At 64.4% G+C, this 15,397-nt stretch carries 16 protein-coding genes; 10 read left to right on the forward strand and 6 right to left on the reverse strand.

Features of this window, described 5'->3' with window-relative positions; translation table 11 throughout:
• Positions 1-80 precede the first annotated feature (80 nt).
• Positions 81-377, reverse strand: coding sequence for a 4a-hydroxytetrahydrobiopterin dehydratase (locus OOJ09_RS07830; protein WP_269904635.1), 297 nt, complete (start codon positions 375-377; stop codon positions 81-83).
• Between the two features lie 58 nt (positions 378-435).
• Here OOJ09_RS07830 and OOJ09_RS07835 point away from each other — a divergent pair, with 58 nt between their 5' ends.
• Positions 436-954, forward strand: a complete 519-nt coding sequence (locus OOJ09_RS07835; RefSeq protein WP_269904636.1) for a low molecular weight protein-tyrosine-phosphatase — start codon at positions 436-438, stop codon at positions 952-954.
• On the opposite strand, the gene thpR is transcribed toward OOJ09_RS07835, so the two are convergent.
• Both thpR and OOJ09_RS07845 read right to left on the reverse strand, forming a co-directional pair.
• The gene (gene thpR / locus OOJ09_RS07840) at positions 858-1,454 is read right to left on the reverse strand and encodes an RNA 2',3'-cyclic phosphodiesterase (RefSeq protein WP_269904637.1); all 597 of its coding nucleotides are present in this window, start codon (positions 1,452-1,454) and stop codon (positions 858-860) included. The two genes, OOJ09_RS07835 and thpR, sit on opposite strands and share 97 nt — an antisense overlap.
• Positions 1,455-1,583: 129 nt before the next feature.
• The gene (locus OOJ09_RS07845; protein WP_269904638.1) at positions 1,584-2,228 is read right to left on the reverse strand and encodes an arylesterase; all 645 of its coding nucleotides are present in this window, start codon (positions 2,226-2,228) and stop codon (positions 1,584-1,586) included.
• An 88-nt stretch (positions 2,229-2,316) separates the two neighbouring features.
• Here OOJ09_RS07845 and OOJ09_RS07850 point away from each other — a divergent pair, with 88 nt between their 5' ends.
• From OOJ09_RS07850 to OOJ09_RS07865, 4 genes are all read left to right on the forward strand, one after another.
• The gene (locus OOJ09_RS07850; RefSeq protein WP_256752066.1) at positions 2,317-3,012 is read left to right on the forward strand and encodes an ABC transporter ATP-binding protein; all 696 of its coding nucleotides are present in this window, start codon (positions 2,317-2,319) and stop codon (positions 3,010-3,012) included.
• On the forward strand, positions 3,012-5,561 hold the full coding sequence (locus OOJ09_RS07855; RefSeq protein ID WP_269904639.1) for an ABC transporter permease: 2,550 nt from the start codon (positions 3,012-3,014) through the stop codon (positions 5,559-5,561). The genes OOJ09_RS07850 and OOJ09_RS07855 overlap by 1 nt, the downstream gene beginning before the upstream one ends.
• A 239-nt stretch (positions 5,562-5,800) precedes the next feature.
• Complete coding sequence (locus tag OOJ09_RS07860; RefSeq protein ID WP_269904640.1) at positions 5,801-6,580, forward strand: Bax inhibitor-1/YccA family protein; 780 nt, start codon at positions 5,801-5,803, stop codon at positions 6,578-6,580.
• A gap of 111 nt (positions 6,581-6,691) precedes the next feature.
• The gene (locus OOJ09_RS07865) at positions 6,692-7,270 is read left to right on the forward strand and encodes a GNAT family N-acetyltransferase (RefSeq protein ID WP_269904641.1); all 579 of its coding nucleotides are present in this window, start codon (positions 6,692-6,694) and stop codon (positions 7,268-7,270) included.
• Positions 7,271-7,324: 54 nt separating this feature from the next.
• On the opposite strand, the gene OOJ09_RS07870 is transcribed toward OOJ09_RS07865, so the two are convergent.
• Together OOJ09_RS07870 and OOJ09_RS07875 are read right to left on the reverse strand one after the other, a co-directional pair.
• On the reverse strand, positions 7,325-7,711 hold the full coding sequence (locus tag OOJ09_RS07870) for a DUF2794 domain-containing protein (RefSeq protein WP_091576226.1): 387 nt from the start codon (positions 7,709-7,711) through the stop codon (positions 7,325-7,327).
• A 645-nt stretch (positions 7,712-8,356) separates the two neighbouring features.
• On the reverse strand, positions 8,357-9,142 hold the full coding sequence (locus tag OOJ09_RS07875) for a DUF1223 domain-containing protein (protein WP_269904642.1): 786 nt from the start codon (positions 9,140-9,142) through the stop codon (positions 8,357-8,359).
• Positions 9,143-9,316: 174 nt separating this feature from the next.
• Between OOJ09_RS07875 and OOJ09_RS07880 the strand changes: the two genes are divergently transcribed.
• Positions 9,317-9,994, forward strand: a complete 678-nt coding sequence (locus tag OOJ09_RS07880; RefSeq protein WP_269904643.1) for a ceramidase domain-containing protein — start codon at positions 9,317-9,319, stop codon at positions 9,992-9,994.
• A gap of 47 nt (positions 9,995-10,041) precedes the next feature.
• On the opposite strand, the gene acnA is transcribed toward OOJ09_RS07880, so the two are convergent.
• A complete protein-coding gene (acnA, locus tag OOJ09_RS07885) occupies positions 10,042-12,732 on the reverse strand; it encodes an aconitate hydratase AcnA (RefSeq protein WP_269904644.1) in 2,691 nt (896 codons plus the stop codon).
• 286 nt (positions 12,733-13,018) lie between these two features.
• Between acnA and ccmA the strand changes: the two genes are divergently transcribed.
• The 4 genes from ccmA (at position 13,019) to OOJ09_RS07905 (ending at position 15,327) form a co-directional block, all read left to right on the forward strand.
• Entirely contained in the window at positions 13,019-13,678 is a 660-nt protein-coding gene (gene ccmA / locus OOJ09_RS07890) for a heme ABC exporter ATP-binding protein CcmA (RefSeq protein WP_269904645.1), read from the forward strand.
• Between the two features lie 61 nt (positions 13,679-13,739).
• Positions 13,740-14,405 (forward strand): heme exporter protein CcmB, encoded by a 666-nt coding sequence (ccmB, locus tag OOJ09_RS07895; RefSeq protein WP_269904646.1) that lies wholly within the window; start codon positions 13,740-13,742, stop codon positions 14,403-14,405.
• Positions 14,406-14,584: 179 nt separating this feature from the next.
• Positions 14,585-14,752, forward strand: a complete 168-nt coding sequence (ccmD, locus tag OOJ09_RS07900) for a heme exporter protein CcmD (RefSeq protein WP_269904647.1) — start codon at positions 14,585-14,587, stop codon at positions 14,750-14,752.
• Positions 14,749-15,327: a DsbE family thiol:disulfide interchange protein gene (locus tag OOJ09_RS07905; RefSeq protein ID WP_269904648.1), complete on the forward strand. Its 579-nt coding sequence runs from the start codon at positions 14,749-14,751 to the stop codon at positions 15,325-15,327. Before ccmD ends, OOJ09_RS07905 begins: the two co-directional genes overlap by 4 nt.
• Positions 15,328-15,397: the final 70 nt, after the last annotated feature.

Here is a 15,397-nt window from a genome sequence, read left to right on the forward strand (position 1 = left end):
TGGTGAAATCCGAACCCTGCTGCAAGTGCCGGCTCCGATTTGAGGTCCGCCGCTCAATCGCAGGCATGTCCGGAAGGCACTCAGCCGCCGAAATAGCGGTTCATCTTCTTCGCCATCTCGATATCGAGCACGCTCAAGCCGCCGACATCATGGGTGTTGAGCGTCACGTCGACCGTCTTGTAGACGTTCGACCACTCCGGATGATGGTCCATCTTTTCGGCGGCAAGCGCGACACGGGTCATGAAGGCAAAGGCCTCGGAGAAATTCTTGAAGGTGAAGGTGCGGCTGATGGAGCCGGCGTCCTTTGCGAGGACCCAGCCGTCGAGCCCGGTCAGCGCTGCTTCAGCGGCTTCCCTGCCCAGTTTCTCTCTCGCCATGTCGATTTCCCGTGCTATTTCGAACAGTCTCTGAAGCCGACACCATAACGCCGGATCGATGCGCGCGAAGCCCATAAATTCCATTCTGTTTGTCTGCCTCGGCAACATCTGCCGGTCGCCGCTGGCCGAGGGCGTGTTTCGCGCCGTCTGGGCGGAGCGCGGACGGGGCCGGGACATCCTGCTCGATTCAGCCGCCACCAGCGGCTGGGAGGTCGGCTCCGCCCCCGATCCACGCTCAATCGCGGTCGCGGTGCGTCACGGCATCGATATTTCCGGACAGCGGGCGCGCAAGGTCACATCCGGGGATTTTCATCGCTTCGACCTGATTTTCGGCATGGACCGGTCGAATGTCCGCGACCTGAAGGCGCTGGCGCCGGCAGCCATGCACGAGCGCATCCACCTGTTCCTGGAATTCGCCGAGGGAACGGCGCGCGACGTGCCGGATCCCTACCATGACGGCGCGGAAGCGTTCGCGTCCGTCTATCGCATGATCCGCGATGCGTCAGAGGCGCTGGCTATGCGACTGGAAGCGCGGGCGTCACTGCCCGACAGCGGCCAGGCTTCCTCGACGATATAGGGCCCGCCGCCGACCGAATCGCGCGACGACATCAAAACGAAGCGGCCGACGCGGAACGGCAGCGTCGAGAAATTGCCGCGCGCCGACAGATACTGGGCGACGTCCAGCGGGGTCGAATTGCGCAGCCGGGCTAGGGTTACATGCGGCATGAACTTGCGCGGGTCGGCGGGGATGCCGAGCCGCTGGCAGATGCGCTCGATTTCGCCCTGAAGTGCCGTCAGATCGGGCGAGGCGGAAGCGCCCGCCCACACCGCGTGCGGTTTCTTCTGGCCGAAAGCGCCGACACCGGACAGCGTCAGCGGGAAGGAGGGACGGTGAACGCGGTCGAGCGCGTTGGCGATCTCGTCGGCGACATGGCCTGGGACATCGCCGATGAAGCGCAGCGTCAGATGGTAGTTTTCGACGTCGATCCAGCGGGCGCCTGGCAGGCCGCCCCGCAGCAGGGACAGCGAAAGAGCGGCGTCACGCGGTATTTCGAGGGCGGTGAAAAGACGCGGCATGAAGAGCCTCCCTTCCTCGAATCGAACTGTCACCCGTAGCGAATCATCGATAGTCAAACGGAGCAAGAGGTTTGTTGGTCACAGTCCCTGCCAAAAAGCTTCCCCAACGGAAACAGGTCCAGTCCGGCCTCACCAACCTCCTGGCACCGCCGCGACGGCCTTCTCGAGCGTCGGCAGGATGCGTTCGACCATCCGGTCGACGCCCCGGGCGTTCGGATGCATGCCATCCTCGAGCTGCAGGCCAGGCTGGCCGGCGACGCCGTCGAGAAAGAACGGGTAGAGCGAAACATCATATTTCCCGGCCAGCTGCGGAAAGATGGCGTCAAAGGCGTTCTGATAGTCGGCACCGAGATTGGGCGCGGCGCGCATGCCGGCCAAAAGCACGGCAATCTTGCGCTCCCTCAGCTTGCCCAGCATCTCGTCCAGGTTCTTTTGCGTGATGTCGGGCGGGACACCGCGCAGCATGTCGTTGGCGCCGAGTTCAAGGATGACCAGCTGGGTGCCGTCCGGCACCGACCAGTCGAGCCGCGCCAGGCCACCGCTCGACGTGTCGCCGGAAACGCCGGCATTGGCGACGGTCACGTCATGGCCCTTGGCGCGAAGCGCGGCCTGCAGTTTGTCGGTGAAGCCCTCGTCCGGCCCAAGGCCGAAGCCCGCCATCAGGCTGTCACCGAAGCCGACGATCTTGAACGGCTCGGCACGCGCCGACGAAATGGCGCCGCAAATGGCGAGGAAAACGATGAAGCCTGCGGCAATACTGCGTTTGAAAGACATGCGGCAGGCCCCATATGACCAAGGAATTCTTTCGGCGACGGTCTGCGACAAGCAGAGCCTTCATTCTCCCATATAGGACGCTTTCATTTTGACAGAAGCCGTCATCGAGCTGAAAGACGTGTCTCTGACGCTTGGCGAAGGGGCGTCGTCGGTCCATGTGCTGAAAGGCGTCAGCCTTGAGGTGGCGCGCGGCGAGGCGACCGGCATCGTCGGTCCATCGGGCTCCGGCAAGTCGACCTTGCTGATGGTCCTGGCCGGCCTGGAAAGGGTCGATTCGGGTACGGTACGAATCGCCGGCGAGCTGCTCAACGGCAAAAGCGAGGACCGGATTGCTTCGTTTCGCGGCCGAAACATTGGCATCGTGTTCCAGTCGTTCCACCTCATTCCCAACATGACGGCACTCGAAAATGTCGCGGTGCCGCTGGAACTGGCCGGCCATGCCGATCCGTTTTCGGTGGCGGCGCGCGAACTGGCGGCGGTCGGCCTGAGCGACCGCGTCACCCATTATCCGGGCGAACTGTCGGGCGGCGAGCAGCAGCGCGTGGCGATCGCCCGGGCGCTGGCGCCGTCGCCGCGTATCCTGATCGCCGACGAGCCGACCGGCAATCTCGACCAGGCAACGGGGCGGCAGGTCGCCGACCTCCTGTTCGCCAAGGCGGCCGAGCGTGGCATGACGCTGGTGCTGGTCACCCATGACCCCGCACTCGCGGCGCGCTGCTCGCGCCAGGTTTCGATGCGCTCCGGCCGGATCGAGGCGCCGGCGCCCGTCAAGGTCACCGCCTGATGCCGCTGGCGCAGACGTTGAAGCTCGCGATCCGCTTCTCGCTGCGCGAAATGCGCGGCGGCCTGTCCGGCTTCCTCATCTTCCTCGCCTGCATCGCGCTCGGCGTCGCGGCGATCGGCGGCGTCAATTCGGTGGCGCGCGCCATCACCGCCGGCGTCGCCAATCAGGGCCAGACGCTGCTTGGCGGCGATCTTCGCTTCCAGATCAACCAGCGCGATGCCAGCGAGGCCGAACGCGGCTTCCTCAACGGCCTGGGCGCGATTTCGCGTACCATCAGCATGCGCTCGATGGCGCGTCTCGCCGACGGATCCGACCAGGCGCTGGTCGAGGCCAAGGCGGTGGACGACGCCTATCCGCTCTATGGCGCGCTGGAAACCGAGCCGGCGCTGTCGAAGCGGGAACTGTTTGGCGAAGAGTTTGGCGTTTTCGGCGCCGCGGCACCGGATCTGCTGTTCGAAAGGCTGCATCTCAAGCTCGGCGACCGGCTGAAGCTCGGCACCGCCACCTTCGAGCTGCGCGTCAGGCTGGTCACCGAGCCGGACGCCGTGTCCGACGGTTTCGGCTTCGCGCCGCGGCTGTTGATCTCGAGTCAGGGACTGGCGGCCACCGGGTTGATCCAGCCGGGCAGCCTGGTCGAAAATGCCTACAAGATCCGGCTGCCGGCCGGCGCCGACGAGGCGCGGCTCAAGGCCATCCAGGATCAGGCGGCCAAGGATTTTCCCGAGGCCGGCTGGTCGATCCGCACGCGCAGCAATGCCGCCCCGGCGCTGTCGTCCAACATCGAACGCTTCTCGCAATTCCTGACGCTGGTCGGGCTTACGGCGCTGGTGGTGGGCGGTGTCGGCGTCGCCAACGCGGTGCGCGCCTATCTCGACGGCAAGCGCGGCGTCATTGCCACCTTCAAGAGCCTGGGCGCTTCCGGCGGCTTCGTCTTTGCCGTCTATCTGGTGCAGATCCTGATCATCGCCGCTTTGGGCATTCTGCTTGGCCTGCTGCTGGGCGCGCTGATGCCGTTCGCCGCCAGTGCCGCGCTCAAATCCGTCATCCCGGTGCCGGCGGAAGGCGGCTTCTATCCCGGCGCGCTCGGCATGGCGGCGCTGTTCGGCCTGCTGGTGACGCTGGCCTTCGCGCTTCTGCCGCTCGGCCGCGCCCGCGACGTGCCGGCCACCGCTCTGTTCCGCGAGATGGGGCTGGAAGGGCGGGGCTTTCCGCGCCCTGTCTATATTGCCTCAGCCGTCGGCATCGCGCTGTTGCTGGCGGCGCTGGCCATCCTGTTTTCCAGCGACCGCCGCATCGCCTCGATCTTCGTCGGCGCCACCATCTTCGCCTTCCTGGTGCTGCGCTTCGTCGGCGCGCTGGTGCAATGGGCGGCGCGGAAGAGCCCGCGTGTGCGCTTCGTGGCGCTGCGGCTCGCCGTAGGCAACATCCACCGGCCCGGTGCGCTGACCCCATCGGTCGTGCTGTCGCTGGGGCTCGGGCTGACGCTGCTGGTGACGCTGGCGCTGATCGACGGCAATCTGCGGCGGCAGATCTCCGGCAGCCTGCCGGAGCGGGCGCCGAACTTCTTCTTCGTCGATATCCAGAGCAGCGATGTCGATTCGTTCTCCGCGCTGATCGGCAAGGAGGCGCCACGGGGAACGCTCGCCAAGGTGCCGATGCTGCGCGGCCGGGTGATGGCGCTGAACGGCGTCGATGTCGACAAGGTGAAGGTTCCGGCGGAAGGCGCCTGGGTGCTGAAAGGCGATCGCGGCCTGACCTATGACGCGAAACTGCCGGAAAACGCGACGCTGACCGAGGGCAGCTGGTGGCCGGACAATTATGCCGGCGAGCCGCTGGTCTCTTTTTCGGCCGTGGAAGGCAAAGAGATCGGGCTGAAGCTCGGCGACACCATCACCGTCAATGTGCTCGGCCGCAACGTGACGGCCAGGATCGCCAATTTCCGCCAGGTCGAATGGGAGACGATGGGCATCAATTTCGTCATGGTGTTCTCGCCCAACACATTCGCCGGCGCCCCGCATGGCTGGATGGCGACGCTGACCGAAAAGAATGCCTCGACGGCCGATGACGCCCGCATCCTCAATGCCGTCACCCGCGCCTTCCCGGCGGTGACGACGGTCCGGGTCAAGGACGCGCTCGATGTCGTCAACCGGCTGGTCGGGCAACTGGGCACGGCGATCCGGGCCGCGGCCGGCGTGGCGCTGATCGCTTCGGTGCTGGTGCTGGCCGGCGCGCTTGCCGCCGGCAACCGGGCGCGCATCCACGATGCGGTGGTGCTGAAGACACTGGGCGCGACGCGCACGACGCTGATCGCCGCCTTCTCGCTCGAATACATGCTGATCGGGCTCGCCACCGCGATCTTCGCCTTGGCCGCCGGCAGTGCCGCTGCCTGGTTCGTCGTCGCGCGCATCATGACATTGCCGTCGCATTTCATGCCCGAAGTAGCGGTGGCGACGATCGTCTTTTCGCTCGCCATCACGGTTGGCATCGGTCTCGCCGGCACCTGGCGGGTGCTTGGCCACAAGGCCGCGCCGGTGCTGCGCAACCTCTGAGTTTCGCGTGAGTCGCACGTGCTGGCGGCCGGCATTTGGTTAAATCGGCGTAATGTTCTCCCTTCAAAGGCCGAAAAACCGGGCCATGCGCGCCTCACGAAGCATTACACCCCGTTACGGTCTTGTTCTTGACGCGAATAACCATCATATTTCGCCACAGGCATGCTGGAGCCCTGCCAGCGGCGCCTGGGTCCGGGCGGACCTGACACCGGACGGGGCAGAAGCAATAGAGGACTACCATGGCTGATCCCATTCGCAACTACCAGACGCGCGCCGTGCCCGGCGTCGGCGTCGGTGCTGATATCGATCAAGGCCTGCGCGCCTACATGATCAAGGTCTACAATCTGATGGGGCTTGGCCTCCTCATCACCGGCCTCGCCGCGATCGGCACGATCATGCTGGCCACCACCACCGATCCGGCCTCGGCCGTCGCGACGCTGCCCAGCGGCCAAATGCTGACCTCCTTCGGCTACGCGATCTTCGGCTCGCCGCTGCGCTGGGTGGTGATCTTCGCCCCGCTGGCCGCAGTGATGTTCCTGTCGTTCCGTGTCCAGTCGATGAGCGTTGCGGCGGCGCAGACGACGTTCTGGGTCTATGCCGGCCTCGTCGGCCTGTCGCTGTCGTCGATCTTCCTGGTCTACACGACGGCCAGCATTTCGCAGACCTTCTTCGCCACCGCCGCGGCCTTCGGCGCGCTGTCGCTCTACGGCTACACGACCAAGCGCGACCTGACCGCGATGGGTTCGTTCCTGATCATGGGCGTGTTCGGCCTGATCATCGCGATGGTGATCAACATCTTCCTGCAGTCATCGGCCCTGTCCTTCGCCGTTTCGGCGATCGGCGTGCTGATCTTCTCGGGCCTCACCGCCTATGACACGCAGAAGATCAAGGAGATGTATTTCGATGGCGACGCTTCGGATGTCGCCGGCCGCAAGGCGATCATGGGTGCCCTGAGGCTCTATCTCGACTTCATCAACCTGTTCATGTTCCTGCTGCAGTTCATGGGTGATCGCCGCTAAGGCTTTATCTGGACTGGACCAGCGAGTTTGGAAGGGCGGCCCAACGGCCGCCCTTTTCTTTTGTGCCGGCCTTTGCTGTTATTGCGGGCAGAGAAACAACGTGCGTAGGAAATGAGCAGCATCACCATACGGCCGGCGGCAGCGGCCGACCTCGACCGAATCACGGAAATCTACGCCGATGCGGTGACGCACGGCACCGCCAGCTACGAGTTGGAGCCGCCGATCCGATCCGACATGGGCGCGCGCTTCGACGGTCTGGTGGCCGGCGGCTTTCCCTACCTGGTGGCGGAGAAGGACGGAGCCGTGCTTGGCTATGCCTATGCCGGGGCGTTCCGGCCGCGCCCGGCCTACCGCTTCATCGTCGAGGATTCCGTCTATGTCGCGCCCGAGGCCAAGGGCCAGGGGGTTGGCCTGTTGCTGATGCGGAAGCTGATCGAGGCATGCCGCGCGGCGGGCTTTCGCCAGATCGTCGCGGTGATCGGCGATGGACGGCCGGACAGCGCTTCGGTGCGGCTGCACGAAAAGCTTGGCTTTCGCCATTCGGGCCGCCTTGAAGGTTCCGGCTACAAGCACGGGCGCTGGCTGGACACGGTCTTCATGCAGCTGTCGTTGAACGGCGGGGCCTCGGCGCCCCCTGATCCGGATTCGCTGCCGGAGCGGAAATTCCGCCAGAAAAAGATAACTACTTGATCTTTTTACGCAATTTCGGACGGAAAACCGCTTCGCGCTTTTCCTGGGATTGCTTTAAGCCTCGACCAGTTTCAGCTTGCCGTCGAACACCCCAAGTACGCGGCCAAGCTCCTGGCCGCGCTTGAGGATGCGGCCACCAGCGGCAATGACGGCAAAAGCGCCCTGCTTGCGGGCCAGTTTCGGATCCTTGACGATCTGGAACAGCGGCACTTCGCTGGTGCGGCGGAAGACGGAAAACACGGCGCGGTCGGTAAGGTGGTCGATGGCGTAGTCCCGCCATTCATTGGCGGCGACCATGCGCCCGTAGATCCTGAGGATCTGGTCCAGTTCACGCCGGTCGAACCGCACCGGCTGATCGAGGCGCTCGCGTCTTGCCTCGTGCAGCGGGATCAATATTGCGGATGCGTCGCCATCCCCCGTCCCGCCGCCGTCATCGGTCATGCCTCGATCCTTCAAAATGAATCTTTGCCAAACAAAGTTGGCGCGTTCGCGAAGGAATTGCAAGACCCGGCGAAGCGAGCCCCGCGCTGCGCCGTTTCTGCAACGTCCAGTCACTTTTATGAAACGCCGTGTTGGAATTGGTGATGCTTCGCCACATTTCCGCCTTTTTTTATCCGCGCTCATGCCCCAATGTCCGACGAATTTACCGGCGTTGCCTGAGACGGTTCGGTCCGGCACCGGCTCGTAAACCCCAAGCCCCCCGCCCACGGGTCAGCGTCGGATCGAACCAACCTCGGTTTTTCCTTGGAAAGACCGGGTGCGACGATCCCAAAACCTGAATAACCGACGTCAGAAGCAAGCTGGCGTCGGTTTTTTCATGTCTGGTTGATCGAGGCTGAACGTCTTCGACAGGTGCGCAGCTTCATTGCTCCATCCGCTAACGCAGGCGATCCTTCGCGCCCCTGCCCGACATCTCCCGCACAAGGAGGAGATTGGCCTTCACCCCCGCTTTTGCCAATCTGTGCTTGAAAGCCCTGGCATCAGTTTCCGCGACGGGCGTCGTTCCTGCTCTGCCTCAGGACGACGAAATGACGATCGTCCCGTCACCGGCGAGATAGCGGCGCTCAACCAGGATCTGAAGGGTGCCTAAGGCTTGTGGATGAAGGCGGCGCCCAGAATGGGACCGGGCAGGCCATCCTTGCCGACCGACTGCAACAGCACGGCGCAGCCGCCCTTCTTGGAAATCTCGCTCATCGGCAATTCGTAGCGCTGCGCCTTGCCGTGCCACATGCCAGCGGTCTGGATACCCGTAACAGCGTTCCAGTAGGTCATCTTGCGGCCGGTGTTCTCACCCTGGCCGATCTTGATCGTCTGCGGCGGGTCGAAATAGACGATGACGACATGGGCATCGCTGGGCCCGGCGCCGGCATCGCCGGCGTCGATCATCACGCGGTCGCTGGTTCGGCTGACCTTGATGGCGACGCGCATGCCTTCGCCGGTCTTCGCCAGACGGGCGAGCGCGCCATCGACCTCGCCGCGGCTGGCGCCGTTGACATGGACGCGGCCGTTGATGACGGCCTGCGGCGTGTAGACGGAGCGGCTGCCGAAGGCGCGCATGTAGTCATATTGCCGCTCGGTGTTCTCCTTGCGGCTCAGCGTGTCCTGCCAGCCAAGATAATCCCAGTAGTCGACGTGATAGGCGAGCGCGACGATGTCTTCCTTGGCGGCAAGTTCGGCAAACAACGCATCGGCCGGCGGACAGGAATTGCAGCCCTGGCTGGTGAACAGCTCGACCACGCCCAGGGGTTTGTCGGTCGAACCTCTGTCGGACTGGGGCTTGTCGAGCTCGCCAGCCTGTCCGGTGCCGGCAAACGCCGAAAAGGCCAGCGCAAAGGCTGCCAGCCACAATGATTTTCGCGAGGCCATGGCCATTCCGATTCCCGCCGGTGGTGCCGGCTTTATTGTGATTGCTGAAATATGTGGCAGAACCGGAAGTCAACAGGAAGTCACGTTGCGGTGAAATTTTGCCATTGCAACCGACCGCAACGGCACAATAGGACCAAGGCCTGCACTTCAGGGTGGAAACCGATTCGGGCGGCAATCACGATGTGGCAAACACTTTTGGCGCCGGTCGATCTCTACTGCGAGAGAACCGGACCGGGACTCTGGGCCGAGCCGGTCAATGCCCTGACAAATCTCGCTTTCATCGCCGCCGGCCTGTGGGGCGTGCGCGAGGTGCGAAGGCTGGGGACCGGCACCTTTGCCGAGCTGCTGGCCTGGTGGGTGGTGGCGATCGGCATCGGCTCGACGATATTCCACACCTTTGCCACCAAGGGCACCATCTGGGCCGACGTGCTGCCGATCGCCGGCTTCACGCTGGCCTACACGCTGTTCAACCTGCGCCGCTTCCTCGGCATGAAATGGGGCAAGGCCATTGCCGTCTTCGTTGCCTTCTACGCGGTTGCCGGGCTGGTGACGCTGGCCGTGCCGGATTGGCTGCGCCAGGCATCGAACGGCACGACCGGCTATCTGCCGCCGTTCCTCGCGCTCGCCTTCTTCGGCATCCTGGTGGCGGCGGGCGGCAATCGCGCCGGCTGGTACAATCTGGCGGGATCGGCGATCTTCGTCGTCTCGGTCATCTGCCGGATGATCGATCCGCTGGTCTGCGCCAGCTTTCCGCTCGGCACGCATTTCCTGTGGCACATCCTCAACGGGCTGATGCTCGGCGTGCTTCTGGCGGCGGTGGCGCGGTTTGGAGTGCCGAAAGCAGGCAGTAGGCAGTAGGCAGTAGGCGTCCTATTCCCTACTGCCCAAGCCCTATTCCCTTGCTGCTACGCAGCAAGATCGCGCAGGACGTATTGCAGGATGCCGCCGTTCTTGAAGTAGTCGAGCTCGTCCAGCGTATCGATGCGGCAGATGATCGGCACATTCTTCACCGTGCCGTCGCCATAGGTGATCCTGGCAGTCATCGTCTGGCGCGGCTTGATGGCGCTCAGTCCGTCGATCTCGACCAGCTCGTCGCCTTTCAGGTTGAGCGAGGCCCACGAGGTGCCGTCCTCGAAGACGAAGGGAATGACACCCATGCCGACCAGGTTCGAGCGATGGATGCGCTCGAAGGACTGGGCGATGACCGCGCGGACACCAAGTAGATTCGTGCCCTTGGCCGCCCAGTCGCGCGACGAGCCATTGCCGTATTCGACGCCGGCGAAGATGACCAGCGGCACGCCTTCCTTCTTGTACTCCATCGCCGCGTCGTAGATCGATTCCTCTTCCTTCGATGGGTAGTGGATGGTGTAGCCGCCCTCCCTGCCGTTCTCGCCCAGCATGTGGTTGCGGATGCGGATGTTGGCGAAGGTGCCGCGCATCATCACCTCGTGATTGCCGCGCCGCGTGCCGTACTGGTTGAAGTCGGCGACGCCGACGCCATGATCGGTGAGGTACTTGCCGGCCGGTGAGGCCGCCTTGATCGAGCCCGCCGGCGAGATGTGGTCGGTGGTGATCTTGTCGCCGAACAAGCCGAGCACGCGGGCGCCCTTGATGTCGCCGATCTTGCCGAACCCAGCGGTCATGCCGGCGAAATAGGGCGGGTTCTGCACATAGGTCGAGTTGTCGTCCCAGGCATAGGTCTGGCCTTCCGGCGCCTGGACCTTCTGCCAGTGCTCGTCACCCTTGAAGACGTCGGCGTATTTGCGGGCGAACAGCTCGCGGGTGACGTTCTTCTCGATGAACTCCTGGATCTCGGCCGAGCTCGGCCAGATATCCTTGAGGTAGACCGGATTGCCGTTCTTGTCCTCGCCGAGCGGCTCGGTGGTGAGGTCCCTGGTGACGGTTCCAGCCAGCGCGTGGGCGACGACCAGCGGCGGCGAGGCGAGATAGTTCGCCTGCACGTCGGGCGAGACGCGGCCTTCGAAATTGCGGTTGCCGGACAAGACCGCGGCAGCAATCAAGCCTTTGTCGTTGATGGTTTTCGAGATCGGAGCCGGCAGCGGGCCGGAATTGCCGATGCAGGTGGTGCAGCCGAAGCCGACCAGGTTGAAGCCGATCTGGTCGAGCTCCTTCTGCAGGCCGGATTTCTCCAGATATTCAGCGACCACCTGGCTGCCCGGCGCCAGCGAGGTCTTCACCCACGGCTTCTGCTTGAGGCCGAGCCGGTTGGCGTTGCGCGCCAAGAGGCCAGCGCCGATCAGCACGCTCGGGTTCGAGGTGTTGGTGCAGGAGGTGATGGCGGCGATGACGACGTCGCCATGGCCGAGGTCATGGTCCGTGCCTTCGACGGCGTAGCGCTTGGAGATTTCGGCGGCCTTCTTGTATTCGGTCTCCATCGCCTTGGCGAAGCCGGCCGGAATGCCTTCCAGCGCGACACGGCCTTCGGGACGCTTGGGGCCAGCCATCGACGGCACGACGCTGCCAAGCTCGAGTTCGAGCAGGTCGGTGAAGACCGGGTCGGCCGAGCCGGTGTCGCGCCACAGGCCTTGCGCCTTGGAATAGGCCTCGACCAGCGCGATGCGGTCCTCGCTACGGCCGGACATTGTGAGGTAACGGATGGTTTCGCTGTCGACCGGGAAAAAGCCGCAGGTGGCGCCATATTCCGGCGCCATGTTGCCGATGGTGGCGCGGTCGGCCAGCGTCATGTTGGAGAGGCCTGGGCCAAAGAACTCGACGAACTTGCCGACGACGCCCTTCTTGCGCAGCATCTGGGTGACGGTGAGCACGAGGTCGGTGGCGGTGACGCCTTCCTTGAGCTTGCCGGTGAGGCGGAAGCCGATGACCTCGGGCAAAAGCATGGAGACGGGCTGGCCGAGCATGGCCGCCTCGGCCTCGATGCCGCCGACACCCCAGCCGAGCACGCCAAGGCCGTTGATCATCGTGGTGTGCGAATCGGTGCCGACGCAGGTATCGGGATAGGCGGTGGTTTCGCCGTCCTCGGTGTTGGTCCAGACGACCTGGCCGAGATATTCGAGGTTGACCTGGTGGCAGATGCCGGTGCCTGGCGGCACGACGCGGAAGTTGCGGAAGGCCTGCTGGCCCCATTTCAGGAACTTGTAGCGCTCCTCGTTGCGCTCATATTCAAGCTCGACATTGCGGGCGAAGGCCATCGGCGTGCCGAATTCATCGACGATGACGGAGTGGTCGATGACGAGGTCGACCGGCACCAGCGGGTTGATCTTCTGCGGGTCGCCGCCGAGCGAGGCCATGGCGTCACGCATGGCGGCGAGATCGACCACGGCCGGAACGCCGGTGAAATCCTGCATCAGCACGCGGGCCGGGCGATAGGCGATCTCGACGCCGGCGGTGCCCTTGTCCGTCAGCCAGCCGGCGACCGCCTGGATGCTCTCCTTGGTGACGGAGCGGCCGTCCTCGTTGCGCAGCAGGTTCTCCAGCAGCACCTTCATCGAATAGGGCAGCTGGGCGATGCCGGTAAGGCCGTTCTTTTCGGCCTCGATGAGGTCGAAATAGACATACTCGGTGCCGCTTGCGGTCAGCGTGCGGCGGCAATTGAAACTGTCGAGGGATTTTGACACGTGCGATCCGTCCTTGTCTGTTCAGCCTGAAAGGGAACGGACGCCGATGGCATGCAATCACGCGCAAAGGTGCGGGTACGGCCATTTCCGCTGTCCGCTCCCAAGCAACCCGAGCCGTTCAAGCCGGCGCGTGCGCTGGTTCGGCGCTAATTCTGATCCCGTGCCGACCGCTGGCACGGATGCACCGCATATAGAGAATTTTCTGGAATAGTTCTAGACAGTCCAAAGGCTATTTTGTGCGATGCGATAGCAGCCGCGACACATTGTTTTTGGGGACGAGTGAGGGATGCGGCTTATCGCCGAAAATCTGGGCGGCGAACGCGGCGGCGACACGGTGTTTTCCGGCATCGGCTTTGCCCTGCGGGACGGTCAGGCACTGGTCGTCACCGGTCCGAACGGATCAGGCAAATCGACCTTGCTGCGGGTTATCGCCGGGCTGCTTCCGGTGGCGGAAGGCAGCGTGCGGATCGAAGATGGTGGCGAGGCGTTTCCGTCGATCGCTTCGGCCTGTCATTATCTTGGCCACCACAACGCGATGAAGACGGCGCTCAGCGTGACGGAAAACCTGCGCTTCTGGCGCGATTTCAATGGCGACGGACATATTGGCGTCGAAGCGGCGCTGGAAACCGTCGGCCTGGGCAGCATCGGCCATCTGCCATTCGGCTATCTCTCGACCGGGCAGAGGCGGCGCGCGGCGATCGCGAAACTGCTGGTCAGCCATCGGCCGCTGTGGCTGCTCGACGAACCGACGGCGGGGCTGGACAAGGCTTCGGAGGGGCGCTTCGCCGCGCTGATGACGAGGCATTGTGAAGAGGGTGGGATGATCATTGCCGCAACGCATCTGCCGTTGGGTTTGGACAAGGCGGAAGAACTAAGGATGGGCTTACCCTCCCCCTTGTGGGGAGGGTCGATCCGCGAAGCGGAGCGGGGTGGGGGTCTCGAATGACTACCGCTGCTCCCCCACCCCGGCGCTGCGCGCCGACCCTCCCCACAAGGGGGAGGGTGGAGTGCTAGCGCTCTTCCTCCGTGACATCCGACTCAATATCCGTGCCGGCGGCGGCGCCTTGACCGGCGTGATCTTCTTCCTTGCCGTCATTGCCACCATCCCGTTCGGGGTTGGGCCGGACCTGAAGCTGCTCGCCCGCATCGGCCCGGCGATCCTGTGGATCGGCGCGCTGCTGTCTTGCCTGCTTGGCCTCGACCGGCTGTTCCAGGCCGACCGTGAGGACGGCTCGCTCGATCTGCTGGTGCTCGGCAACGACCGCCACATGCTGGCCTTGACCGTGCTGACGAAATGCCTGGCGCATTGGGCGGGCAGCGTGCTGCCGCTGGTCATTGCCGCTCCCTTGCTCGGCCTGTTCATGAACATGGAGCCGGCGGCAATAGGCGCCACGGCGCTGACGCTGCTGGTCGGCACGCCGGCGATCACCTTCATCGGGGCGGCTGGTGCGGCGGTGGCGGTGGCGCTGCCGCGTGGCGGGCTGCTGATCTCGGTGCTGGTGCTGCCGCTGACCATCCCGGTGCTGATCTTCGGCGTTTCGGCGAGCTACGGCGCGACGGCCAATCCCGCTCCGTTTCTGCAGCCCTTCCTCATTCTTGCCGCGCTGACCCTGTTTCTTGCCGTGCTGGGCCCGGTCTCGGCGGCGCTGGCGCTGCGCCATGGAACGGATTGAGTGACGTCGGTCGGGGTTTGCGTGACATCAAAGGCCGTGGCGCGGCGACCGCCTATGTTCGGAGGCTGCGGCGCGGCAGCCGATTGCGAAGCCGCCGGCGCGCCGTTAAGGAAAAGCATGATCGAGCGTGGCGGAAGGATCCGGTTGGAGAGAAGGATGTCGTCGAGGGAGCGGCAGGCATGAGCGCGCATGCACTCTACGTCACCGCTGCCTACGCGATCACCGCCGTGGCGCTGGCCGGACTGATCGGCTGGATCCTGATCGACCAGCGGGCCCGCAAGCGCGAACTCGCCGAACTGGAAGCGTCCGGCGTGCGGCGCCGCTCCGACAAGGCCGTCAAGTCATGAGCATGGAAACCGAAACGCCAGCGCCGCCCCGTCGCCGCCTGTTCGTGCTTTTGCCGCTTTTGATCTTTCTCGGGCTGGCGGGGTTGTTCCTGTCCCAGCTTTTGTCGGGGCGCGACGTTTCGGAGGTGCCATCGGCGCTGATCGGCCAACCGGCGCCGCAGACAAACCTGCCGGCACTCAAGGGCAGCAACCTGCCTGGCCTCGATTCGAAGCTGTTCGCCGGCAAGGTCACGCTGGTCAACGTCTTCGCGTCATGGTGCGCGCCGTGCCGGGAGGAACATCCGGTGCTGCTGGCGCTGGCGCAGGACAAGCGCTTCGTCATGGCGGCGCTGAACTACAAGGACCAGCCGGAGAACGCCCGCCGGTTCCTCGGCGATCTCGGCAACCCGTTCCAGGCGATCGGTGTCGACGAGGCTGGAGGAACGGCGATCGACTGGGGTGTCTACGGCGTGCCGGAAACCTTCGTCATCGGCAAGGACGGCAAGATCGCCTACAAGCATGTCGGCCCGCTGACGCCCGAGACGGTGCAGACGCTGCTGCTGCCGCAGATCGACAAGGCGCTGGCGGCGCATTGATATTCAGCCGGCCTGCGAACGGCGGCTTCCCCGCGCTTCCCCGTTCTACTGCGTCGCAGTAGAACTGTGC

It is taken from the genome of Mesorhizobium qingshengii, assembly GCF_027563465.1.
GTDB classification, from domain to species: Bacteria; Pseudomonadota; Alphaproteobacteria; order Rhizobiales; family Rhizobiaceae; genus Mesorhizobium; species Mesorhizobium qingshengii_A.

What these genes read in the sequence shown, in the direction of transcription:
- OOJ09_RS07830 (WP_269904635.1), bottom strand. Translation starts at nt 377, where the DNA reads ATGGCGAGAGAGAAACTGGGCAGGGAAGCCGCTGAAGCAGCGCTGACC.
- OOJ09_RS07835 (WP_269904636.1), top strand. Translation starts at nt 436, where the DNA reads ATGCGCGCGAAGCCCATAAATTCCATTCTGTTTGTCTGCCTCGGCAAC.
- thpR (WP_269904637.1), bottom strand. Translation starts at nt 1,454, where the DNA reads ATGCCGCGTCTTTTCACCGCCCTCGAAATACCGCGTGACGCCGCTCTT.
- OOJ09_RS07845 (WP_269904638.1), bottom strand. Translation starts at nt 2,228, where the DNA reads ATGTCTTTCAAACGCAGTATTGCCGCAGGCTTCATCGTTTTCCTCGCC.
- OOJ09_RS07855 (WP_269904639.1), top strand. Translation starts at nt 3,012, where the DNA reads ATGCCGCTGGCGCAGACGTTGAAGCTCGCGATCCGCTTCTCGCTGCGC.
- OOJ09_RS07860 (WP_269904640.1), top strand. Translation starts at nt 5,801, where the DNA reads ATGGCTGATCCCATTCGCAACTACCAGACGCGCGCCGTGCCCGGCGTC.
- OOJ09_RS07865 (WP_269904641.1), top strand. Translation starts at nt 6,692, where the DNA reads ATGAGCAGCATCACCATACGGCCGGCGGCAGCGGCCGACCTCGACCGA.
- OOJ09_RS07870 (WP_091576226.1), bottom strand. Translation starts at nt 7,711, where the DNA reads ATGACCGATGACGGCGGCGGGACGGGGGATGGCGACGCATCCGCAATA.
- OOJ09_RS07875 (WP_269904642.1), bottom strand. Translation starts at nt 9,142, where the DNA reads ATGGCCATGGCCTCGCGAAAATCATTGTGGCTGGCAGCCTTTGCGCTG.
- OOJ09_RS07880 (WP_269904643.1), top strand. Translation starts at nt 9,317, where the DNA reads ATGTGGCAAACACTTTTGGCGCCGGTCGATCTCTACTGCGAGAGAACC.
- ccmA (WP_269904645.1), top strand. Translation starts at nt 13,019, where the DNA reads ATGCGGCTTATCGCCGAAAATCTGGGCGGCGAACGCGGCGGCGACACG.
- ccmD (WP_269904647.1), top strand. Translation starts at nt 14,585, where the DNA reads ATGAGCGCGCATGCACTCTACGTCACCGCTGCCTACGCGATCACCGCC.
- OOJ09_RS07905 (WP_269904648.1), top strand. Translation starts at nt 14,749, where the DNA reads ATGAGCATGGAAACCGAAACGCCAGCGCCGCCCCGTCGCCGCCTGTTC.